The sequence below is a fragment of the Roseateles sp. P2_H4 genome, from assembly GCF_056403315.1.
On record NZ_JBFUFR010000011.1, the window covers coordinates 1 to 23530 of the forward strand.

A 23530-nucleotide genomic window follows, 5' to 3' on the forward strand; every position below is an offset into this window, starting at 1 on the left:
CCGCCTGGCCGATGAGCTCGCCCGCAGCCGCGACGTCAGCGGCCCGCCCTGGGCCGAGGCCGGCCTGGCCATCGCGCGTGTCGGCCTGCGCCTGGGCGACCTCGCCCTGGCCCAGCAGGCCCTGGCGCCGCTGCAGGACCTGCAGGCGCAACCCTGGCTGAACGTCCACCAGCAACTGCGCAGCCGCGTCGAGCAGGCCGCCGGCGAACTGGCCCGGGCGCGCGGCCAGGCCCCCGCCAGCCTGGCGGCGCTGCGCCAGCGCGTGGCGCTGCTGGACGCCCTGCCCCAGCCCCAGGGCCTGCCGCATTGGCGGGCCCAGCTCGACCTCGCGGCCAGCCTGGCCGGCACGCCGGAGGCCGCCGCGGCGCTGCAGCGCGCCGACGCGCTGCGCCCGGCCTGGCTGGCCAGCCATCCTCTCGATGCCCTGCGCCGCGAGCTGGAGAGCGGCAAGCCGGGCCGCCAATGGGAAGGTCAGTTCTAGCCCCATGAACGCCATGGACGCCACCGACTGGCCGCGCATCTCGGCCCTCTTCGACGAACTGGCCGACCTGCCCGCCGCCGAACGCCAGGCGCGCCTGGCCGCTCTGCAGCCGCCCGCACTGGCCGAACGGCTGGCGCGCATGCTGGCCAATCTGCCGGAGGATGACGACGCCACCGTGCTGGTCGGCCAGACCGCCTTCAATGCGCAGCTGGCCGATGCCCTGGTCGAACGCCCCCACAACAAGCGGCCCGAGCCCGGCGACCGCTTCGGCGCCTGGTGCCTGGCCGAGCTGCTTGGCGAAGGCGGCATGGGCCAGGTGTGGCGGGCCGAACGGGCCGACGGCCTCTACCAGGGCGAAGCCGCCATCAAGCTGCTGCGCGAGGACCTCGCCAGCCCCGGCCTCGCGGCCCGCTTCGCCCGCGAGCGCGCCGTGCTCGGCCGCCTGACGCATCCCGGCATCGCGCGTCTGCTGGATGCTGGCGAGCAGGACGGCCGCGCCTACCTGGTGCTGGAGTACGTGTCCGGCCAGACGCTCAGCGCCCATGCACGCAGCCATGCCCTGCCGCTGGCGGCGCGCGTCAAGCTGCTCGTCGAAGTGGCGCGTGCCGTCGAGCATGCGCACGCCCAGCTCATCGTGCACCGCGACCTCAAGCCCGGCAATGTGATGCTCGACGAGAGTGGTTGTGCCAAGTTGCTGGACTTCGGCATCGCCGGCCTGCTGAACGACGCCGGCATGCAGGCCGACAGCCAGTTGACGCTGATCTCGGGCCGGCGCCTGACGCCCGCCTATGCGGCGCCCGAGCAGATCTCCGGTGCCGCCGTGGGTGTCGCGGCCGACATCTACTCGCTGGGCGTCATGCTCTACGAACTGGCCAGCGGCCAGCTGCCCTTTGACAGCAAGGGCCGCAGCCGCACGGAGCTGGAGCATGCGGTGCTGCACACGGAAGCGGTGCGGCTGACGCGCACGACCGGCAGCGGTGCCGATGAGCGCGACCAGGGCCCGGGCCGCCCGCCCGACGCGGCGCGCGCCCGCGGCGACCTCGAGGCCGTGGCTGCCAAGGCCCTGCGCAAGGACCCCGCCGAGCGCTATGCCAGCGTCGGCGCCCTCATCGATGACCTGCAGCGCTGGCTGGAGCAGCGCCCGGTCAGCGTGCGCGCCGAGGAATGGCGCCACCGCGTCCACCTCTGGGCCAGGCGCAACGCGGCCGTGGCCATCGGCGGCACGCTGGTCATCGCGGCGCTCAGCCTGGGCCTGGCCGTGAGCCTGTGGCAACGCCGTGAGGCGCAAGCCGCGGCGCGCGAGTCCGACCAGGTGACCGGCTATCTCGCCGAGATGCTGAGCGCCGCCAGCCCCGACCAGAACGGCGGCCGCCAGCCCACCGTCGTCGAACTGCTGGACCGCAAGCGCGACGAGCTGGCGACGCGCTTCAACGACCAGCCCGAGGTCAAGGACCGCGTCTTCAACACGCTGGTGAAGACCTATTTCGCGCTGCAGCGTTTCGACGTCGCCGCGCCGCTGGCCGAGGCGCGCCTGGCCCACGCGCGCCAGGCCTTCGGCGAGGACGACCCGCGCGCCGAGGACGCCGTCGTCTCGCTGGCCGGCATCCACACGGCCGTGGCCGGCGGCCAGCCCGTCATCGACCTGCTGGAGCCGCTGCTGCCCCGCTGGGACCAGCGCTACGGGCCGCTCAGCGAGAAGTCGCACAACCTGCGCCTGCACCTGCTGACCGCCTATGGCCGCCTGGGCCGCTTCGCCGAGGCCGAACGCGAGCTGGCGCTGGCGCGGCGTTCCAACGACGTGATCTACGCCAAGAACCCCTTCGAGCACGCGCGCTTCGCGACCTACGAGAACGTGCTCTATGTCTACGAGGGCCGGCTGCGCGAGGCCGAGCGCTCGCTGGAGGCGGCCAAGCCGTTCTGGAATCCGAAGGAGGCCGAGCGCATACGCCCGGCGCTGGTGCTGGAACGCAACCTGGCCTTCGTGCGCTGGCGGCTCGCACGCGAGAGCGCGGCCGAGGCCACGGCGCGCAGCGATGACCTGATTCGCCGCTGGGATGCCGTCGCCCGCCCCGGCAACCATGCCAGCACGCTGATGCGCCAGTTGCTGGCCGTCTATCTGCAGCAGCTGGGGCGCTTCGGCCCGGCCCTGGATCAGCTGGAGAAAGCCCAGGCCGAGACCGAGGCCGCCGGCGCCGACGACGCGGTGACCGGGCTGCTGCGCCGCACCCTGGTGCTGGAGGCCCGCGCGCTGGCCGCCGGGCGCGCCGACACGGCCACGGTACGGGCGGCCGCCGAAGCCCTCGTCAAGCTGGACGCGGCACCGCTGATCGGAGACGTGCGCCGCGCCGAGGGCCTGCTGACGCTGGCCCATGTCGCCATCGCCCCCGGGGCCGGCGAGGCCGGCCAGGCGCTGGCGCGCGACATCGAGCACCGGCTGAACACGCTGCGCCCGCTGCTCGCTCAGGCCGGCAACCTGGCCAGCCGCATCGACCTCCTCAAGGGCCGGCAGGCCGGCACGCCGGCGGCCTGGCTGGCGGCGACGCGCATCCGCGTGGCCTATTTCGACGGCCTGCCCGAATCGCAGGGCCTGCCGGACTGGACCGCCCGCCTGCAACTGGCCTGCGCGCTGCGCGCGGCGGGCGAGCCCTGGGAGGCGGCCCTCACGCGCGCCGAAGCCGCGCGGCCACCCAATCTGGCCGAGCTGACGCCCGACCCGCATCCACTGACCGGCGTCGCCGCGCAGTTGCAGGCCGGCACGGCAGCGGCCGACTGCGACTGGCGTTTCTAGAGACCTGCCTCTAGGCGCTGTGGGCAGGGCGTCACGGCGCAAGGTGTTTACCCGGGGGAGGGGCAGCTTTACAGGCGGTTAACTTTGCGGCTCCCGAAAAGAATCCCCTGAGGAGACACGCCCATGGCCACCATCGCCGCCGACCAGCTCGCCCTGCAACGCCTGTATCACTGGGAGCGCACGGCCGGCAGCACGGTCACGCTGACCCAGCCCATGGGTGGGCCCGAGGTCAAGGACTTCACCTGGGCCCAGGTGGGCGACCAGGTGCGCCGCATGGCCGCCTTCCTGAAGGCCAAGGGCGCCGCCGAAGGCTGGCCGGCCGACGCCAAGGTGGCGATGCTGTCCAAGAACTGCGCCTGGTGGCTGATGACCGACCTTGCCATCTGGATGGCTGGTTATGTGTCCGTGCCGCTGTACCCGACGCTGGCCGCCGAGACCATCACGCAGATCCTCACGCACAGCGAGGCGCGCTTCGTCTTCATCGGCAAGCTCGACGGCTGGGAGGGCATGAAGCCCGGCGTGCCGCCCAGCCTGCCTGGCGCCAGCTATGCGCTGTCGCCCGACGACGTGAAGAAGAACTACGAGAGCTGGGACGCCATCTGCGCCCGCACCGAGCCGCTGAAGGGCGAGCCTACGCGCGCGGCCGACGAGCTCTGCACGCTGATCTACACCTCGGGCACGACGGGCAACCCCAAGGGCGTGATGCACAACTTCGGCGCCTTTGCCTGGGCCATCAGCGAGGGCCTGGCGCGCTTCCCGATGAGCGTCAACGACCGCATGATGTCCTATCTGCCACTGGCCCACGTGGCCGAGCGCGTGCTCGTCGAGCACAGCTGGCTGAAGGTCGGCCTCAAGGTGTTCTTCGCCGAGTCGCTGGACACCTTCACGGCCGACCTGCAGCGCTCGCGGCCGACCATCTTCTTCAGCGTGCCGCGGCTGTGGGTCAAGTTCCAGCAGGGCGTGCAGGCCAAGATGCCGCCGCAGAAGATGAACAAGCTGCTGCGCCTGCCCATCATCGGCGGTCTGGTGCGCAAGAAGGTGCTCAAGGCCCTGGGGCTGGACCAGTGCCGCATCGCCGTCGGCGGCGCCGCGCCCATGCCGGTGGCGCTGCTGGAGTGGTACGAGACCATCGGCCTGCACATCAACGAGGGCTATGGCATGACCGAGAACCTGGCGCTGTCGCACATGACGATGCCGGGCAAGAACCAGCGCGGCACCGTCGGCCCGGCCTATGGCGGCGTGCAGACGCGCATCGACCCGGCGAATGGCGAGCTGCAGATGCGCAGCCCGGCGCTGATGATCGGCTACTACAAGGAACCCGGCCTGACCGCCGACGCGCTGACGTCGGATGGCTGGCTGCACACCGGCGACAAGGTGAGCCAGGACGGCGACGGCTGCGTGCGCATCACCGGCCGCGTGAAGGACCTGTTCAAGACCAGCAAGGGCAAATACGTCGCCCCGGCGCCCATCGAGGACAAGCTGGGCATGAACCCCAACATCGAGGCCTGCTGCGTGGCCGGCGCCAACATGGGCCAGCCGCTGGGCATCGCCATGCTGTCGCCGCAGGGCATCCAGCGCGCCAGCACCGACGCGGAGCGCGCCGCGTTGATGGCCGAGCTGAGCAAGCATCTCGACGACGTCAACGCCCGCCTGGACCCGCACGAGCAGCTCGACACCCTGGTGCTGATCAAGACGCCCTGGACCGTCGACAACGGCTTCATCACGCCGACCTTCAAGGTCAAGCGCAACCGCATCGAGGAGGCTTACGCCGGCAAGTTCGACAGCTGGGCTGGCAAGCGCGCCAAGGTGCAGCTCGGGGATTGAGACCCCTCGCCCGGTCTGGCCCCACTGAACGCGGGCGAGCCCGGTCGGTCCCCCGAGGGGACGGCGATGCTTGCGGCATTGAGCCGCAAGCACATCGCCATGGCGGGCCGGCTAGGGAGCGGCCCGGCGCTCGGCCCGAATTCAAGAGCGCCAGTAGTCAGCGCGGCCGTAGTGGCCGCGCAGATGCTCCACCCAAAGCCGCGTGCGCAGCGGCAAGTGGCGTGACTGCGGGAACACCGCGTAGATGCCGTTGGGCGGCGCCGCGAAGGCGTCCAGCACGCTGACCAGCCGCCCCGCCGCGAGATCGGCCTCGACCTCCCAGGTGCTGCGCCAGGCGATGCCCAGCCCTTCCACGCACCAGTCGTGCAGCACCTGGCCGTCGCTGCAGTCCAGGCGCCCGACGGGCCGCAGGTGTTGCAACGCACCTTCGATCTGGAAGGCCCAGCCGCGCACCTGGCTGGCTTCGGAGCTCAGCGTCAGGCAGGCATGGCGGCCGAGTTCATCGGGGTGTTTGGGCGTGCCGGCCCGCTTCAGATAGCCGGGCGCGGCGACGCACAGCCGCCGGTTGTCGGCCAGGCGCGTGCTGACGAGGCTGGAGTCGGGCAGGTCGCCGACGCGCACCGCGCAGTCGAAGCCCTCATGGACGATGTCGACGACGCGGTCGCTCAAGTTCAGCGACAGGCTGAGGTCGGCATGCTCGGCCAGGAAGCTGGGCACCAGCGGCGCGACATGGCGGCGGCCAAAGCCGGCCGGGGCCGTCACGCGCAGATGGCCGCTGGCCTTCAGCCCGCCGGCACTGACGGCGGCCTCGGCATCGGCCAGCGACGCGACGAGGYGCTGGCAGTCCTCCAGGAAGGCCTGGCCCTCGGGTGTCAGCGTCAGCCGCCGCGTCGTGCGCAGCATCAGCTTGACGCCCAGGCGCGCTTCCAGCGCGTCCAGCCGTCGGCCCATGACGGCCGGCGCGACGCCCTCGGCCTGGGCCGCCGCCGTCAGGCTGCCCTTGCCGGCGACGAGGACGAAGGACTCGATCTGCTTGAGCTTGTCCATGACGGGATTGTGCTGGCCCAAAGGTGCAAAGACAGCGGTTTCAGGAAAGATCTTTGCGTTTTTGTCACAGATGAATGGCGCGGCCCGCAGCGAATCCCGACACGCGACGCGGCTAGATTGGCGACATCCGTTGTTGCCTCTCGCAGGAGTCTCGCCATGCCCCGCACCACCCTCCACCGCCTGCAGGTCGATACCGACCTGGCCCGCTTCATCGACACCGAGGTGCTGCCCGGCACCGGCGTCGCAGCCGACGCCTTCTGGGCCGGCTTCAGCCAGTTGGCCCACGAACTCGCGCCAATGAACCGCGCCCTGCTGGCCGAGCGCGACCGCCTGCAGTCCGAGCTGGACGCCTGGCACGAGGCCCATCCCGGTCCGATCGCCGACATGCCGGCCTACCGGACCTTTCTGCAACGCATCGGCTATCTCGTCGAGCCGCCCGCCCAGGTGCAGGCGACCACGGCCAACGTCGACGCCGAGCTGGCCCTGCAGGCCGGCCCCCAGCTCGTCGTGCCCATCCTGAACGCCCGCTATGCGCTGAACGCGGCCAATGCGCGCTGGGGTTCGCTGTATGACGCGCTATATGGCACCGACGCCATCTCCGAGGCCGACGGCGCCACCCGCGACGGTGGCTACAACCCGGTGCGCGGCGCCAAGGTCATCGCCTTCGCCCGCCAGGTGCTGGACCAGGCCGCGCCGCTGGCCAGCGGCTCGCATGCGCAGGCGACCGGCTACCGCGTCGAAGGCGGCCAGCTTGTCGTCACGCTGGCCTCCGGCGCCACCACGGGCCTCAAGGACACCGCCGCCTTTGCCGGCTACCAGGGCGACGCCGCCACGCCGACCAGCGTGCTGCTGGTCCACCACGGCCTGCACCTGGACATCCGCATCGACCGCTCGACGGCCATCGGCAAGAGCGACGCGGCCGGCGTCGCCGACGTCGTGCTGGAGTCTGCGCTGTCCACCATCCTCGACCTGGAGGACTCGGTCGCCGCGGTGGACGCCGAGGACAAGCTGCTGGCCTACCGCAACTGGCTGGGCATCCAGCTCGGCACGCTGACCGAGGAAGTGGCCAAGGGCGGCAAGAGCTTCACGCGCCGCCTGAATGCCGACCGCGTCTACACGGCCCCGAACGGTGGCACCGTGACGCTGCATGGCCGCTCGCTGATGTTCGTTCGCAATGTCGGCCACCTGATGACCAACCCGGCCATGCTGCTGGCCGATGGCAGCGAGATCCCCGAGGGCATCATGGACGCCGTCGTCACGACGACGATCGCGATGCATGACCTCAAGCGCCGCGGCAACTCGCGCACGGGCAGCGTCTACATCGTGAAGCCCAAGATGCACGGCCCCACCGAAGTGGCCTTCGCGGCCGAGCTGTTCAGCCGCGTCGAGCAGTTGCTCGGCCTGCCCGACAGCACCGTCAAGCTGGGCATCATGGACGAGGAGCGCCGCACCTCCGTCAACCTCAAGGCCTGCATCGCCGCCGCCGCCAGCCGCGTCGCCTTCATCAATACCGGCTTCCTGGACCGCACCGGCGACGAGATGCACACCGCCATGCGCGCCGGCCCGATGCTGCGCAAGGGTGACATGAAGACCTCGAGCTGGATCCAGGCCTATGAGCGCAGCAATGTGCTGACCGGCCTGGCCTGCGGCCTGCGTGGCCGGGCCCAGATCGGCAAGGGCATGTGGGCCATGCCCGACCTGATGGCGGCCATGCTGGAGCAGAAAGTGGCTCACCCCAAGGCCGGCGCCAACACCGCCTGGGTGCCGTCGCCGACCGCCGCGACCCTGCATGCCCTGCACTACCACCAGGTCAGCGTCAGCGCGGTGCAGCAGGCGCTGGAGAAGGTCGACCTCGCTGCCGAGCGCGAAGCCATCCTGAATGCGCTGCTGACGATCCCGGTCGCTCCCCAGGCCGACTGGACGCCCGAGCAGCGCCAGCAGGAGCTGGACAACAACGTGCAGGGCATCCTGGGCTATGTGGTGCGCTGGGTGGACCAGGGCGTGGGCTGCTCCAAGGTGCCGGACATCAATGGCATCGGCTTGATGGAAGACCGCGCCACGCTGCGCATCTCCAGCCAGCACATCGCCAACTGGCTGCGCCATGGCGTCGTGACGGCCGAGCAGGTGCGTGAGACCTTCGCGCGCATGGCCAAGGTCGTCGATGGCCAGAACGCCGGCGACCCGGCCTACCAGGCGCTGGCCACCCACCCGCAGGGCGCGGCCATGCAGGCGGCGCTGGACCTGGTCTTCAAGGGCGAGGCCCAGCCCAGCGGCTATACCGAGCCGCTGTTGCATGCCTGGCGGCTGAAGGTGAAGACAGCCTGCTGAAAGATTGGCGGCGCTGTCAAGCAGCGGAAGCCCGGTGTTGCCTACCTGCCAAGCAGAGGGACAACACGGGCCCAGCATTCCTAGGGGGAAATCAAGATTCCGGCCTTCTCCCTGACTTTTGGCATGTGTCAGAAGTCAGGTTCTCGATCCAACTCTCCGGAGGGCCATCTTGCTTACCCTGCATCACCCCCGTACCCCCTTCCTGCGCCACAGCGCAGTCGCCCTGGCGATCAGCCTGGGTTTTGCCGGCGCCGCCCAGGCGCAGAGCGCTGAAGGCTCGCTGTTCGGCCGCACCACGGCCGGCGCGACCGTCAACATCGTCAACGTCGACACCGGCCTGCAGCGTCAGACCACGGCGGAGGCGGCCGGCAACTTCACCTTCTCCAAGCTGCAGCCGGGCCGCTATCGCGTGACCTCGGGCGGCGTCACGCGCGAGGTGGTGGTGGCCCTGGGTTCCGGGACCGAGGTCAAGCTCAATGTCCAGGAGATGGAACGCATCGAGATCTCGGGGCGCGCCAGCCGCTCGATGATCGACGTGGCCAGCGTGGAGAGCAGCACGGTGTTCACCGCCGAGCAGCTGCGCGCCCTGCCGGTGGCGCGCAACGTCGACGCGGTGGCCCTGCTGGCGCCGGGCGTCGTGAAGGGGGATGCCGACCTGGGCGACAAGGGCGGCCTGCCGTCCTTCGCCGGCGCCTCGGTGGCCGAGAACGGCTACTACATCAACGGCTTTGACGTCACCAACATCCGCAACTTCCTGTCCTATGCCAATCTGCCCTTCGAGGCGATCGCGCAGCAGCAGATCAAGACCGGCGGCTACGGCGCCGAATATGGCCGCTCGCTGGGCGGCGTCATCAGCCTGCTGACCAAGCGCGGCACCAACGAATGGACGGGCGGCGCCTCGGTCTACTGGGAGCCGCAGGCCCTGCGCAGCAAGGGCGTGCGCGTCGCCAACAAGGAAACCGACCTGGACAGCGCCTTCCCGTCGCTGCCGCCCTACACGCACTATTACTACGACACCACGCTGAACCGCCGCGAGGTGCGTGAGTACAACGCCTATGTCGGCGGTCCCGTCATCAAGGACAAGCTGTTTGTCTTCGGCCTCGTCGAAGGCCGCAGCAACACGACCGACACCTTCGAGGAAAGCCAGTCCCACCGCATCAAGGACACGCATCCGAACTGGCTGGTCAAGGTCGACTTCGCGCCGACGGACAACCACCTCTTCGAGTACACCGGCATCAGCACCAAGAGCAAGCGCGACTACTACGACTACGACTCCGCCACGCCCTATGCAGGCACGCTGGACGGCACGCCCGGCGCCAGCAAGCGCACGGCCGGCGGCCGCGTCGACATCCTCAAGTACACCGGCTACCTGACCGACGACCTCACGATCTCGGCCCTGGCCGGCCGCGTGGACGATCAGCAGCCCATTTTCAGCGGCGCGCGCCTGAACGGATCCGACTGCCCGACCGTCTACAACGTCGGCGCCACGGCCCCGCTGGGCTGCTGGAACGGCATCTTCCCCGGCGCTCCCGGCCGCGACCCCAACGCACCGCCCACCGACATCGACAAGCGCAAGGCCTACCGCGTCGACCTGGAGTACGTCGCCGGCAAGCACACCATCCGTGCCGGCCTGGACAACCAGACCTTCACCTCCGGCCAGGCCGGCGGCTCGGACTACTCGGGCGGCATCTACTGGCGCTATTTCGTGACCCCGGCCGCCGGCGGCACCGTGCGCGGCGTGGCCCTGCCCGGCAACACGCCCTATGTGCGCGGCCGCATCTCGCAGAACACCAGCGGCGAGTACGAGGTCAAGAACAGCGCCTACTACGTCGAGGACAGCTTCAAGGTCACCAAGGAAATCCTGCTCTACGGCGGCCTGCGCTGGGAATCCTTCGACAACAAGAACAGCGATGGCGTGAGCTTCGTCAAGAAGGACCGCGAGATGGCGCCGCGCCTGGGCTTCTCCTGGGATGCCAACGGCGACTCCACGCTCAAGGTCTACGGCAATGTCGGCCGCTACTACATCCCGGTGGCGTCCAACACCAACATCCGCGCCACCCGCGGCGAGTTCAACACCGAGGCCTACTACCGCTACACCGGCCAGGACCCGCGCACAGCCGCACCGACGGGCACCACCCAGATCGGCACCACGCTGGTGAACTCCGACGGCCGCATCCCCAACCCGGCCACCATCTCCGCCACCAACCTGAGCCCGATGAACCAGGACGAATACATCCTGGGCATCCAGAAGGCCGTCGCCAAGGGCTGGACGGCCGGCGCCAAGTTCACCTACCGCAAGATCAACAGCGGCATGGATGACTTCTGCGGCCACTACGCCATGGAAGACTGGGCGGCGGACAACGGCTACACCGCCTTCGACTCCGGCACGCTGGCCTCCTGCATCGTGCTCAACCCGGGCAAGGATGTCAGCCTGGCGATGGACCTGAAGAACGATGGCCAGCTGACGACCGTCAACATCCCGGCCAGCTACTTCCGCCTCGCGCCCTACACCCGCACCTACAAGGCGCTGGAGCTGACCCTGGAGAAGCCCTTCGACGGCAAGTGGGGCCTGCAGGTCTCCTATGTGCTGGCCAAGAGCCGCGGCACCGCCGAGGGCTATGTGCAGTCGCAGCTGAACCAGGAGGACGCGGGCATCACCCAGGACTTCGACTTCGGTTCCTTCACCGATGGCGCCAAGGGCTATCTGCCCAACGACCGCCGCCACACCTTCAAGGTGTTTGGCACCTACGCGCTGACGGAAGAGGTGTCGATGGGCCTGAACGCGGTGCTGACCTCGGGCCGGCCGTACAGCTGCATCGGCTTCGTGCCCAACACGGTGCCCGACTTCGCCGAAACCTGGACCGGCAGCGCTTCGTCCTACTACTGCCGCACCAGCACGACGGAGGTCAAGCTGGTGCCGCGCGGCACGGCGGGCCGCACGCCGTGGACGCATCAGTTCGACATGCAGTTCGCCTACAAGCCCAAGTGGGCCRCCAGCCGGCTGACGCTGCAGGCCGACGTCTTCAATGTGTTCAACACCCGCAAGGCGACGGAATACAACGAACTGCGCGACTACAGCTACGCCACCAGCGAGGTCGCACCCTACCGGCAGAACGCCAACTACGGCAGCCCGACGGCCACGCAGGAACCGCGCTATGTGCGCCTGAGCGGCCGCTACGAGTTCTGATGCCGCGCAGGGCCTGCCCTTGGCGGGCAGGCCCTGACAGGCTCGCGCCCCCTGCGAGCCCCCTTCTGGTGCAATCCTCGATGTCCTGGCGACCACGCGTTCGGCCGGGACGCTTCGCTTTGGCACTGCGCTGCAGGCAATGCCAGCGGCTGGCAACACCCATTTCGGTGTCAATCTGTTGCTTTCTGGTTCGAACAACCCGCCGGAAAAATCGGCTTCTGTTGCCCGATAACGACAGTGCACGCGCGCTGCGCCGCGTGAGCTAGGGATTTGCGCGCCTGGCGCCACGAAAAGCACGCGTCGGCACGGCCGAGCCCACTCAATTGGGGCGAACCCGCAAAGGTGCTCAGCAATCTTTCATCACACTTCCGCGACTCTCCGGCGCTACGGCCGGGGCTGTGGCCTAGCACTTGCCGCCCATCAGGTTAGGCAAGTTGTCTTAATTGTTAGGAGTTCCTTCGATGTTCAAACTTCATGCCGTCAGCGCCGCTGCGTTGGCTTGTCTCGCCGCAGCCATGCAGCCGGCTATCGCCCAGCAGCAACTGGAACGGGTCGAAATCACTGGTTCCAGTATCAAGCGCATCGCCAGCGAGGGCGCATTGCCCGTGCAGGTCATCAGCTCGGAGCAGATCAAGGCCACCGGCGCCACCAACGTGGCCGAACTGCTGCAACGCATGCCGGCCATGCAAGGCTTCCAGATTGCCGACATCGCCATCGGCTCCAACTCCGGCGGCACCGTCTTCGCCTCGCTGCACGACATCGGCCAAGCCTACACGCTGGTGCTGCTGAACGGCCGCCGCCTGGCACCCTCGGGTGACGGTGGTCGCGTCAATCTGAACTCGATCCCCATGAGCGCGATCGATCGCATCGAAGTGCTGACCGACGGCGCCTCGGCCCTGTACGGCTCTGACGCCATTGCCGGCGTCGTGAACTTCGTCCTGAAGCGCAACAAGCAGGGCGGCGAAGTCACGGCCAGCTACTCGAACCCGCTGGAAGGCGGCGGCAAGTCGGCCTTTGCTTCCATCACCTATGGCTTCGGCGACCTCGACCGTGACCGCTTCAACGTCGTGGCGTCCTATCGCCGCGACCAGCAGAAGCAGCTGAAGTCCAGCGATCGCGATTTCGCCAAGACCGCCTATGTGCCGGTCTACTTCCAGGGCAACAACTACGTCTACGACCGCACCAGCACGTCCGCCGACCCGGCCAACGCGCAGGTGACGTTCAAGCGGATCGGTGCTGACACCGCGACGCTGGGCGCCTACTCCTTCAACCCCTACATGAAGGAAAAGGGCGTTTGCGCCCCCAACAATTTCTACAGCCTCGCCAACACCATTCCGGCAGGCAGCGCGGCCACCGTCGGCACCGCGCAATGCGCGTTCGACTTCGTGTCGACCATCGACATCTATCCCGAATCCACGCGTGATTCGGCCTTCGTCACGGGTCAGCTCAAGGTTTCTGAAAACCTCAAGCTGTTCTCGGACATCGCCTACTCCAAGTACGACCTGATCGCCCGTATCGCGCCGAACCCGGTGCCCATCAACATCCCGGTCGGATCGGCGCTGTACAACAAGTACGTCTCGCCCTATCTGACGGCCGCCCAGCAGGCCCGCGTCAACACCGTCACGGCAGGCTTCCGCGCGACGGACTTCGGTACCCGCGATTCGGAGACCTTCACCACTGCCAAGCACGTCGTCGTCGGCGCAGATGCCGACGTCGGTAGCTGGAACATCAATGGCGCGCTGACCTGGTCGCAGAACTCGCTGGACGAGCATTACATCGGCGGTTATTTCAAGACCACCGAGTTCACGAACATCGTCAGCACGCTGGCCATCGACCCGTTTGTGCCGTCGGGCAACCAGACCTCCGCCGCGCAGAAGCTGATCGGCGACTCCATCTACCACGGCAGCATCCGTACCGCCTCGACGACGCTGAAGGGCGGCGACGTGCGCGCCTCGGGCGAAGTCTTCAACCTGCCCGCCGGTGCGGTGAACCTGGGTGTCGGCGCCGACGTCCGCAACTACCACTACAAGCAGACCCCGTCTGCCGACGCGGTCAACGGCGTCATCTACAACTTTGCCGCCAACCCGCAGTACGACCTCGAGCGCGACAACCTCGGCGTTTTCGCTGAATTGCTGATCCCGGTCGTGAAGGGCCTCGAGGTCAATGCCTCGCTGCGCTACGACAGCATCAGCAAGATCAAGGACGCGATCAACAACCGCGACTTCGGCAAGACGGAAAAGGCATCGACCTACAAGCTGTCGGGCAAGTACCAGGTCTCCAGCCAGCTGATGTTCCGTGGCTCCTACGGCACGGGCTTCAAGGCCCCGGACATGCTGGACATCGCCCAGCCGCTGGTCTCCAACGGCGTGACCGCCTCCAGCTACGACTGCCCCTTCCCTGGCGACGGCAGCGGTTCGCCGCCTTGCAAGCCTGGCAAGGCCCAGTACACGCAGCTGAGCGGCGGCAACGAGAACCTGAAGCCCGAGAAGTCCAAGCAGGCCACCCTGGGCGTGCGCATCGAGCCGAGCTCGAACTTCAGCGCGGCCCTGGACTACTGGCAAGTCAAGCTGCGCGACGCCGTCAGCGGCGTGTCGGCCAACCAGGCCTTCGGCGATCCGCAGAAGTACCAGAGCCTGTTCACCACGTACAAGCAGCCGGCTGAAACGTCGAACTTCTACGCCTTCATGGCCCTGTCGACCAACATCGGTCAGGCCATCACCAAGGGTATCGACTGGGAACTCRAAGGCCGCACGGAAATCGGTGGCGTCGGCCGCCTGACGACCTCGGTGTCTGGCACGTACATCATCGAGTCCTCGTACACCCGTGCAGGCACGAGCAACGACTTCACGGACAGCCTGGGCCACTACGGCGAAAACGCCGCCGTGACCTTCCGCAATATCCTGACCGCGCAGGCCAAGCTGCAAACCGGCGCCCTGACCAACTCGCTGCAGTTCAAGTACCGCAGCAAGTACCAGGACCGTGCGCAGACCGTTCGTGACCTGTCGACGGGCAAGAACACGACCATCGCGCTGAATGTGCCGGAGTACTACACCATCGACTACCAGGGCAGCTACAAGTGGAGCAAGGCGCTGGAACTGCGTCTGGGCGTCACCAACCTGCTGAACAAGGCCCCGCCGCTGACGCTGCGTGACTCTTCGGGCCACCAGGTTGCCTATGACCCGCGCTACGCCAGCCCGCTGATGCGCACCGTCTACGTGACCGGCACCTACACGTTCTGATGACGTGATCCGGCCGGCTTCGCGCCGGCCTCTTCAGGCCCGCCTCGGCGGGCCTTTTTCATTTCGGGGGCGAGAATGCGCGCCGCTCCTGCCCTTGCCATGACAGCCACCGATCCCATTCCCGACGTTCTCGTCATCGGAGCCGGCCCCGCCGGCAGCGCCTGCGCGCGCACACTGGCCCGTGCCGGCGTGTCAGTGCTGCTGGTCGACCAACACCCGCCCGGCCGCGACAAGATCTGCGGCGACGGCTTGATCCCGGATGCCCACAAGGCCCTGGCCCGCCTGGGCCTGCTGGACGAAGTCATGCGCCGCGCCGAGGCCGTGAGCCACGTCGGCTGCATCGGCCCGCGCGGTGGGCGCATCGACGTGCCCGGCACGCTGGCGGTGCTGCCGCGCAAGGAGCTGGACGCATTGCTGCTGCGCGCCGCCCGCGACGCCGGCGCGCGCTTCGAGCAGGCGCGCTTCGAGGCGCCGCTGGAGGTCGACGGCCGCGTCGTCGGCGCCCGGCTGAAGCGAGGTGACGAGATCGTCGAGATCCCTGCGCGCTGGGTCGTGCTCGCGACCGGCGCCGTGCCCAAGGCATTGACGGCTGCCGGCATGTGCGAGCGTCACACGCCCAGCGGCGTGGCCTTGCGCGGCTATGTGAAGGCGCCGCAGATGGTCGGCAGGATCAAGGCGCTGGAAGTCGTCTGGGACAAATCGGTGCGGCCGGGCTATGGCTGGATCTTCCCGGCACCCGACGGCCACTTCAACATCGGCGTCGGCGTGACGGACAGCCATCGAGACCTCGGCGGCAAGGGCCAGAAAAAGGACGTCAACCTGCGCGCCATCTTCGATGCCTTCATCGCCAAGTACGAACCCGCGGCGGAACTGATGCGGGTCGGCGAACTGGTGGGCGAGCTGAAGGGCGCTCCGCTGCGCTGCACGCTGGCCGGCGCCCAATGGACACGGCCCGGCCTGCTCGTCACCGGCGAGGCGGCAGGCAGCACCTATTCCTTCACCGGCGAAGGCATTGGCAAGGCCATGGAGACCGGCATGCTGGCGGCCGACGCCATCCTCGGCCACGCCGACGACGCCGCGGCCCGCGCCGCCTACGAAGCCGCCCTCACGGCCCTCAAGCCCAAGTTCGACCTCTACGAACGCGCCAACCGCGTCAACGCCCACCCCTGGCTGGCCGACCTGCTGATCTGGCGCGCCAAGAAGAGCCAGCGCCTGCTGGCACGGATGGCCGGCGTGCTCAACGAGACCAGCAACCCGGGCAATCTGGTCAGCCTGAAGGGCATCTCCAGGCTGTTTCTGGAATAGCTAGACGCGTTCCACGATCAGCGCGATGCCCTGACCGACGCCGATGCACATCGTGCACAGCGCATAGCGGCCGCCCGTCACCTCGAGCTGGTTGATCGCCGTCGTCACGAGGCGCGCACCGCTGGCGCCCAGGGGATGGCCCAGCGCGATGGCGCCGCCGTTGGGGTTCACGCGGGCGTCGTCATCCGCCAGACCGAGGTCGCGCAGCACGGCCAGGCCCTGGGCCGCAAAGGCCTCGTTCAGCTCGATGACGTCCATCTGCGCGAGGGTCAGGCCGGTCAGCGCCATGACCTTGCGCGTGGCCGGCGCCGGGCCTATGCCCATGATGCGCGGCGCGACACCGGCGGTGGCCATGCCGACGACACGGGCGCGGGGCTTGAGGCCATGACGGGCCGCTTCGGCCTCGCTGGCCAGCAGCAGCGCACAGGCGCCGTCGTTGACGCCGCTGGCGTTGCCGGCCGTCACGCTGCCGTCGGGCTTGACGACGCCCTTCAGCTTGGCGAGCGCCTCGATGCTGGTCTCGCGCGGGTGCTCATCGAGCAGCACGCGAACCGGATCGCCCTTCTTCTGCGGCACTTCCACCGGCACGATCTCGCGCTCGAAGAAGCCGCGCTTCTGCGCCGCAATCGCCTTCATCTGCGAGGCCAGCGCCATGCGGTCCTGGGCTTCGCGTTCGATGCCGAAATCGGCCGCCACGTTCTCGGCCGTCTCGGGCATGGCGTCGACGCCGTACAGCGCCTTCATCTGCTTGTTGATGAAGCGCCAGCCGATGGTGGTGTCATAGACCGCGTTGGCGCGGCTGAAGGCCGATTCCGCCTTGGGCATCACGAAGGGCGCGCGGCTCATGCTCTCGACGCCGCCGGCGATCATCAGCCCGGCCTCGCCGGCACGGATGGCGCGCGCAGCCGTGCCGATGGCGTCCATGCCCGAACCGCACAGGCGGTTGACCGTGCTGCCGGGCACGTCCATCGGCAGGCCGGCCAGCAGCGCCGCCATGCGGGCGACATTGCGGTTGTCCTCGCCGGCCTGGTTGGCGCAACCGTAGATGACGTCAGCGACCTGGGCCCAGTCGACATTGGCATTGCGCGCCATCAGCGCCTTGATGGGCAGGGCGCCCAGGTCGTCGGTGCGGATGGAGGACAGTGCGCCGCCGTAGCGGCCGAAGGGCGTGCGAATCGCGTCGCAGATAAAAGCGTGATTCATTGAAGTCTCCAATTGCATGTTCGGATTTGCGGGCCGAGCGACGGGCCGCTCCCTAGCCGGCCCGGCTGGCGATGTGCTTGCGGTTCGATGCCGCAAGCATCGCCGTCCCCGCGGGGGATCGACCAGACATGCCCGCGTTCAGCGGCGCAGGGCTGGGCGAGGGGCTCACCGTAAATACGGCGAGACGCGATAGCGCTCGCCGCGGTAGTGGTGATCGAGTCGGTCCAGCAGCGCCGCGACGGGCTGCGCACCCCAGAAGGCCAGCCACTCGAAGGGCCCGGCGGGATAGTTGACGCCCAGCTTCATCGCCGCGTCGGCGCCGGCCTCGTCGCAGACGCCCTGGGCGACGGCATCGGCCGCCTCGTTGATCAGCATCGCGATCGTGCGGGCGACGACGAGGCCGGGCAGGTCGGCCACGGCGCGCGGCGTCAGCCCTAACCAGGTCAGCCATTCGGCGGTGCGTGCATCGCCGGCATAGGCGATGTCACCACTGGGCGCCAGCGGCAAGTCAAAGACCGCCGCGCCCGGGCCGAAATCGCGCGCCCGCCGGCCATCGGTCAGGCGCAGCTGGCGGCCGTCGACGGCCAGGCCGACCCAGTCGCTGTCCAGCTCGCGCACCGCCTCCGGCAGGTTGGCGACGAAACGTTCGGCCAGCGCGCCACGGCCATGCACGACGAGGCGGGCCGCCCGCGGCGGCGCGATGTTGACGGCCGGCAGCGCCGGCGGCCCTTCCGGGTAGCGGTAGAAGCCGCGCCCGCTCTTGCGGCCGAAGAAGCCGGCATCCACCAGCTCCTGCTGCACCAGCGACGGCGTGAAGCGGCGGTCGTGGAAGTTGGCCGCGAAGACGGAGTTGGTCACCGCGAAATTGGTGTCGTGGCCGATCAGGTCCATCAGCTCGCAGGGGCCCATGCGAAAGCCCGCCGCGCGGAGGACCGCGTCGATGAGCTCAGGCGCCGCGGCACGGTCCTGCAGCAGCATCAACGTCTCGGCGTAATAGGGCCGGGCGATGCGGTTGACGATGAAGCCTGGCGTGGAACGCGTGTGCACCGCCGTCTTGCCCCAGCGGCCGGCGAGCTCGAAGACGGCCTGCGCGACCTCGGGCGCAGTGCCCAGGCCGGATACCACCTCGACCAGCTTCATCAGCGGCACCGGATTGAAGAAGTGCATGCCGACGAGGCGCTCGGGCTTGTGCATACCGCGCGCCAGCGCCGTCACCGAGATGGACGAGGTGTTGGTGGCAATGACGGCGTCGGCGGGCAGCAAGGCCTCCAGCTCGGCGAACAGCGCGCGCTTCACCTCCAGGTTCTCGACGATGGCCTCGATGACGAGGTCGGCGCTGCCGAGAGCCTCCACCGGCGTGATGCGCGCCAGCGTCGCCTGGGCCGCATCCGCGGTCAGCTTGCCCTTGGTGACCAGGCCGCCCAGCGTGGCCGAGAGCTTGCTCTTGGCGGCCTCGGCGGCGCCAGCGCGGGCGTCGAAGAGGGCCACCTCGTGGCCGGCCTGGGCGGCCACTTGCGCGATGCCGGCGCCCATCAGGCCGGCGCCGACGACGAGGATGCGGGAGTTGTTCAGATTCATTCGGAGGCCGTCCAGTTGGGCTTGCGCTTGGCCAGGAAGGCGGCGAAGCCTTCGCGGGCCTCGGGCGTCTTGCGCACGCGGGCAATCGTTTGGGCCGTCAGCTCGCGCACCTCGGCGGTGACCGGGCCGGGCGACAGCTGGGCATAGAGCTGCTTGATCTCGCCCTGGGCGGCGGGGCCGCAGGCCAGCAGCTCGGTGATGAAGGCGTCGACGGCCGCGTCCAGCCCCTCGACCGGCACGACGCGCTGCACGAGGCCGACACGCATGGCTTCGGTGGCATCGATGCGGCTGGCCGTCAGCGCCAGGCGGCGCGCCTCGCGCAGGCCCACGGCGTTGACGAGATGCGGACCGATGACGGCGGGCAGGATGCCCATGCGGGCCTCGCTGACCGAAAAGCTCGCCGCCTCGGCGGCGACGGCCATGTCGCAGGCGGCCACCAGGCCGACGCCGCCACCCAGGGCCGCGCCCTGCACGCGGGCGAGCGTGGGCTTCGGGGTCTCGGCAATGCGCGCCAGCATGGCCGAGAAGCGGCGCGCGTCGGCGAGGTTGTCGTCCTGCGAGGCGGCGGCGGCGCGCTGCATCCACTGCAGGTCGGCACCGGCGCTGAAATGCTTGCCTGAGCCGGCCAGCACGATGGCGCGCACGCTGGCGTCGTCGCCCAGCTGCGCAAAGGCCGCATCCAGTTCGGCGATCAGCGTCTCGTCGAAGGCATTGAAGACGGCCGGGCGGTTCATCGTCAGCACGGCCACGCCGTCGCCGCGGCGCTGCAGGTCGAGGGAGGTCCAGGAAGGCATGCGGGCATTCTGCACGTTTCCCGACCGATCGGTCGACTCTGCCATTCAGGCGCTCCAGCCCGCCGTTCGCCGCTCGATTGGCGCCGCGCCACCGCCCCGCCTCCTAGACTGCCGCCATGCCTCGCCTCGACGACTATGTCCAATGGTTCTATCCCGGCTCGCGCCGTGTCTTCACGCCCGCGGAGATGGCCCGTGGCGGCGACCAGGCCTGGCCGTCGGGCATAGACCAGTACGTCTTTGTCAACGTCATCCTGCTGCTGGCCGCGTTCTCGCACCAGATGTCCAAGGGCACGCGGCCGGTGGCGTGGTTCCTGTCGCTGTTCATCACCTCCGTTGCGCTGGCCGTGGCGCGCGGGCTCTGGCGCAACCCGAGCCGGCGCCGGCTGAACATCGCTTGCTACGGCATTGCGGCGGTCGTCGCGGTGTTCTTCGTCGTGCTGATCAGGACGGGCTGGCGCGAGGCCGCCATCGACCACGCGGCGCTGGCGGTGGTGGTCATGACGGCCATCCTGTCGGCCTGGTGGGGTTTGACCGTCTACCGCGTGGAGCAGATCGAGGCGCGGCTGCGCGAGCTCGCCGAGCAGGACATTGCGCTGCGCCTGCAGACGCGCCTGGCCGCGGCGCAGATCCAGCCCCATTTCCTGTTCAACACCCTCGCCTCGCTGCAGCACTGGGTGGACACCGGCGACGCCCGCGCCGCACCGCTGCTGCGCGACTTCACGGCCTATCTGCGCGCGACGCTGCCGATGTTCGACCGCGAGCTGCAACCGCTGGCCGAAGAGATGGAAATGGTGCGCCGCTACCTGACCATCATGCAGGCCAGGCTGGGTGCGCGGCTCGCCTTCAGCATCGCCATGCAGGTCGACCTGGACAGCCCGGTGCCGCCGGGCATCGTGCTGACGCTGGTGGAGAACGCCATCGCCCACGGCATCGAGCCCCAGCTGCGCGGCGGCCATGTCGAAATCGCCGCACGCCACGAGGCCGATCGCCTGGTGCTGACCATCACCGATGACGGCCCGGGCCTCACGCCCGGCTGGACCGAGGGCGTGGGCCTGTCCAACACCCGGCGCCGCCTGCTCGGCGCCTACCCCAGCGCCACGCTGACGCTGACCGACGCCACGCCCGGCTGCACTGCCACCCTGACCCTGCCCCTGCCATGAACTTCACCGCCCTGATCGCCGACGACGAGGAGGCCCCGCGCGAGCAGCTGCGCGCGGCACTGGCCCGCCTGTGGCCCGAGCTGGACATCGTCGCCGCCAGCACCAATGGTGCCGAGGCCTGGGACGACTGCCTGGCCCATGAGCCGGCCATCGCCTTCCTCGACATCCGCATGCCCGGCCTCACCGGGCTGGAGGTGGCGCGCCGCCTGTCCGCCCTGGCCCAGCCGCCGCTGATCGTCTTCGTGACGGCCTACGACGACCACGCGCTGGCGGCCTTCGACGCCGGTGCGGTCGACTATGTGCTCAAGCCCGTCGACGACGAGCGCCTGGCGCAGACGTTGGCCCGGCTGCGCGCGCGCTTGGCCCAACCGATGGCGGACACGACGGCCCTGCAGCGCCTGCTGGCCAGCCTGCCGCAGGCCAAACCGGTGCCGCGCCCCATCCAGGCCAGCGTCGGGCGCGACGTGCTGCTGATCCCACCGGAGGAAATCATCTACTTCGAGGCCGACCAGCGCTACACCCGCGTCGTCCACCAGAGTGGCGACGCGCTGATCCGCACGCCGCTGCGCGAGCTGCTGACGCAGTTCGACCCGGAGCAGTTCTGGCAGATCCACCGCAGCGTGCTCGTCAACAGCCGCTGCATCGCCAAGGCCATCCGCGTGGACGAGGGCACCATGGTCGTCACGCTGCGCGGGCGCGACGACAAGCTGCCGGTGTCGCGGCAGTTCCAGGCCCTGTTCAAGGGGCAATGAAGGGCAAACCCTTGGGCACCGGCGTGGGCCGTCTCCAGACAATCCGCCGCATTCCAGGCCCCTAGTTCTTGGGGCCACATCAAGACAGACACCGCCGCCATGCCCACCCCACTGCCCACTCCGCGCTTCGACCATTTCTACCGCTACGACGAACTGACGGCCCTGCTGTTCGCCTATGCCGAGGCCCGCCCCAACCTGGTGTCGGTGCGCTCCATCGGCAAGAGCTACGAGGGCCGCGACATCTGGGTCGTCGTCATCACGAACCTGGCCAGCGGCATGGACATCGACAAGCCGGCGATGTGGATAGACGGCAACATCCACGCCGCCGAGCTGACCGCATCGACGACCTGCATCTACTACGTGCACCAGTTGCTCAGCATGCATGGCGGCACGTCGGCCGAGGCCCAGCAGGTGAACCGCCTGCTGGACACGCGCACCCTCTACATCGTGCCGCGCCTGAACCCCGATGGCGCCGAGCTGGCCTTGGCCGACCGGCCGCGCCACATCCGCAGCTCGACGCGGCCCTACCCCTACACCGAGGAGCCGGTCGACGGCCTGACCATCGAGGACGTCGACGGCGATGGCCGCATCCTGACCATGCGCGTGCCCGACCCGCACGGTGGCTACAAGAAGCACGCCGCCGACCCGCGCCTGATGGTGCCCCGCGAACCGGGCGAGCAGGGCGGCGAGTACTACCGCCTCATCCCCGAGGGCTTCATCAAGAACCACGACGGGCTGACGGTCAGGATCAACCCCGACCGCGAAGGGCTGGACCTGAACCGCAACTTCCCTGGCGAATGGCGCCAGGAGTTCGAGCAGATGGGCGCCGGCCCCTACCCGACCAGCGAGCCCGAAGTGCGGGCCATGGTGGACTTCATCACCCAGCACCCCAACATCGGCGCGGCCATCAGCTATCACACGCACAGCGGCGTCATCCTGCGCCCCTGCGGCACGCGCAGCGACAAGGACATGACGCCCGAGGACCTGTGGCTGATCAAGAACTTCTCGGCCCTGGGCGTGAAGCACACGGGCTACCCGGCCATCAGCATCTACGAGGAATTCCGCTACCACCCCAAGGACGTCATCACCGGCACACAGGACTGGGTCTACGAGCACCTGGGCGCGCTGTTCTGGGTGGTGGAGCTGTGGTCGCCCAGCAAGGAAGCCGGCGTCGAGATCGAGAAGTACATCGACTGGTACCGCCAGCACCCGGTCGAGGACGACGTCAAGCTGCTGAAGTGGAGCGACGAGCAGTGCGGCGGCCAGGCCCACGTCGCCTGGACGCCCTTCCAGCATCCGCAGCTCGGCGCCGTCGAGATCGGTGGCTGGGACAAGATGAACTACTGGCGCAACCCGCCGCCGGCCCTGCGCGAACGCGAGGCCGCGCGCTTCCCGGCCTGGATGACGCAGATCGCGATGAGCCTGCCCAAGCTGGAGCTGATCCGCACCGAGGTGCGGGCGCTGGGCCCCGACATGTGGCGGGTGCGCCTGGCGGTCGCGAATGCGGGCTATCTGCCGGCCTATGTGACGCAGCGGGCGCTGGAGCGCAAGACGGTGCGCGGCGTCATGTTCGAGATCCACCTGCCCAGCGGCGACCCGGCCATCAGCCTGGTCAGCGGCAAGGAGCGCATGGAAGGCCCGCAGCTCGAGGGCCACGCGCCCAAGCAGAGCCAGCTCGCCTTCCTGCCCAACAAGCAGCCCACGGGCGACCGCGCGGTGGCCGAGTGGGTCGTGCGCGCGCCGGTGGGCACGCGGCTGGCACTGTCGGCCAGCGCCGAGCGCGCCGGCATCATCCGCACCGAGGTCGTGCTGGACTGAGGGGAATCCTGCGGCTCGCCGGTTGG

The 23530-nt window shown here is 69.0% G+C and carries 14 protein-coding genes; 10 read left to right on the forward strand and 4 right to left on the reverse strand.

Annotated features, from left to right (window positions below; genetic code table 11):
• From AC1DW3_RS10285 to AC1DW3_RS10295, 3 genes are all read left to right on the forward strand, one after another.
• Positions 1 to 481 (forward strand): hypothetical protein (locus AC1DW3_RS10285; RefSeq protein ID WP_477931082.1); only part of this gene is annotated, 481 nt, incomplete at its 5' end.
• A 13-nt stretch (positions 482 to 494) separates the two neighbouring features.
• Entirely contained in the window at positions 495 to 3269 is a 2775-nt protein-coding gene (locus AC1DW3_RS10290) for a serine/threonine-protein kinase (RefSeq protein ID WP_477931084.1), read from the forward strand.
• A gap of 123 nt (positions 3270 to 3392) precedes the next feature.
• Entirely contained in the window at positions 3393 to 5093 is a 1701-nt protein-coding gene (locus tag AC1DW3_RS10295) for an AMP-binding protein (protein ID WP_477931086.1), read from the forward strand.
• Between the two features lie 141 nt (positions 5094 to 5234).
• On the opposite strand, the gene AC1DW3_RS10300 is transcribed toward AC1DW3_RS10295, so the two are convergent.
• A complete protein-coding gene (locus tag AC1DW3_RS10300; protein ID WP_477931088.1) occupies positions 5235 to 6140 on the reverse strand; it encodes a LysR family transcriptional regulator in 906 nt (301 codons plus the stop codon).
• Positions 6141 to 6296: 156 nt separating this feature from the next.
• On the opposite strand from AC1DW3_RS10300, the gene AC1DW3_RS10305 reads away from it, so the two are divergent.
• From AC1DW3_RS10305 to AC1DW3_RS10320, 4 genes are all read left to right on the forward strand, one after another.
• On the forward strand, positions 6297 to 8468 hold the full coding sequence (locus tag AC1DW3_RS10305; RefSeq protein ID WP_477931090.1) for a malate synthase G: 2172 nt from the start codon (positions 6297 to 6299) through the stop codon (positions 8466 to 8468).
• 169 nt (positions 8469 to 8637) lie between these two features.
• Complete coding sequence (locus tag AC1DW3_RS10310) at positions 8638 to 11655, forward strand: TonB-dependent receptor (RefSeq protein WP_477931092.1); 3018 nt, start codon at positions 8638 to 8640, stop codon at positions 11653 to 11655.
• A 461-nt stretch (positions 11656 to 12116) separates the two neighbouring features.
• Positions 12117 to 14894, forward strand: coding sequence for a TonB-dependent receptor domain-containing protein (locus tag AC1DW3_RS10315; protein ID WP_477931094.1), 2778 nt, complete (start codon positions 12117 to 12119; stop codon positions 14892 to 14894).
• Between the two features lie 99 nt (positions 14895 to 14993).
• Positions 14994 to 16199 (forward strand): NAD(P)/FAD-dependent oxidoreductase, encoded by a 1206-nt coding sequence (locus AC1DW3_RS10320; protein WP_477931096.1) that lies wholly within the window; start codon positions 14994 to 14996, stop codon positions 16197 to 16199.
• Here the strand turns inward: AC1DW3_RS10320 and pcaF are convergent, their stop codons facing one another.
• The 3 genes from pcaF to AC1DW3_RS10335 all read right to left on the reverse strand — a co-directional run bounded on the left by pcaF (position 16200) and on the right by AC1DW3_RS10335 (position 19774).
• Entirely contained in the window at positions 16200 to 17402 is a 1203-nt protein-coding gene (pcaF, locus tag AC1DW3_RS10325; RefSeq protein ID WP_477931098.1) for a 3-oxoadipyl-CoA thiolase, read from the reverse strand. It lies immediately after the preceding gene.
• A gap of 165 nt (positions 17403 to 17567) precedes the next feature.
• The gene (locus AC1DW3_RS10330) at positions 17568 to 18980 is read right to left on the reverse strand and encodes a 3-hydroxyacyl-CoA dehydrogenase NAD-binding domain-containing protein (RefSeq protein ID WP_477931100.1); all 1413 of its coding nucleotides are present in this window, start codon (positions 18978 to 18980) and stop codon (positions 17568 to 17570) included.
• Positions 18977 to 19774 carry an enoyl-CoA hydratase-related protein gene (locus AC1DW3_RS10335; protein WP_477931101.1) on the reverse strand — a complete coding sequence of 266 codons (798 nt, stop codon included), beginning with the start codon at positions 19772 to 19774 and terminating at the stop codon, positions 18977 to 18979. The genes AC1DW3_RS10330 and AC1DW3_RS10335 overlap by 4 nt, the downstream gene beginning before the upstream one ends.
• A gap of 116 nt (positions 19775 to 19890) precedes the next feature.
• Between AC1DW3_RS10335 and AC1DW3_RS10340 the strand changes: the two genes are divergently transcribed.
• The 3 genes from AC1DW3_RS10340 to AC1DW3_RS10350 all read left to right on the forward strand — a co-directional run bounded on the left by AC1DW3_RS10340 (position 19891) and on the right by AC1DW3_RS10350 (position 23504).
• Positions 19891 to 20934, forward strand: coding sequence for a sensor histidine kinase (locus tag AC1DW3_RS10340; protein WP_477931103.1), 1044 nt, complete (start codon positions 19891 to 19893; stop codon positions 20932 to 20934).
• A complete protein-coding gene (locus AC1DW3_RS10345; protein ID WP_477931105.1) occupies positions 20931 to 21686 on the forward strand; it encodes a LytR/AlgR family response regulator transcription factor in 756 nt (251 codons plus the stop codon). The genes AC1DW3_RS10340 and AC1DW3_RS10345 overlap by 4 nt, the downstream gene beginning before the upstream one ends.
• A gap of 99 nt (positions 21687 to 21785) precedes the next feature.
• On the forward strand, positions 21786 to 23504 hold the full coding sequence (locus AC1DW3_RS10350; protein WP_477931107.1) for a M14 family metallopeptidase: 1719 nt from the start codon (positions 21786 to 21788) through the stop codon (positions 23502 to 23504).
• Positions 23505 to 23530 lie beyond the last annotated feature (26 nt).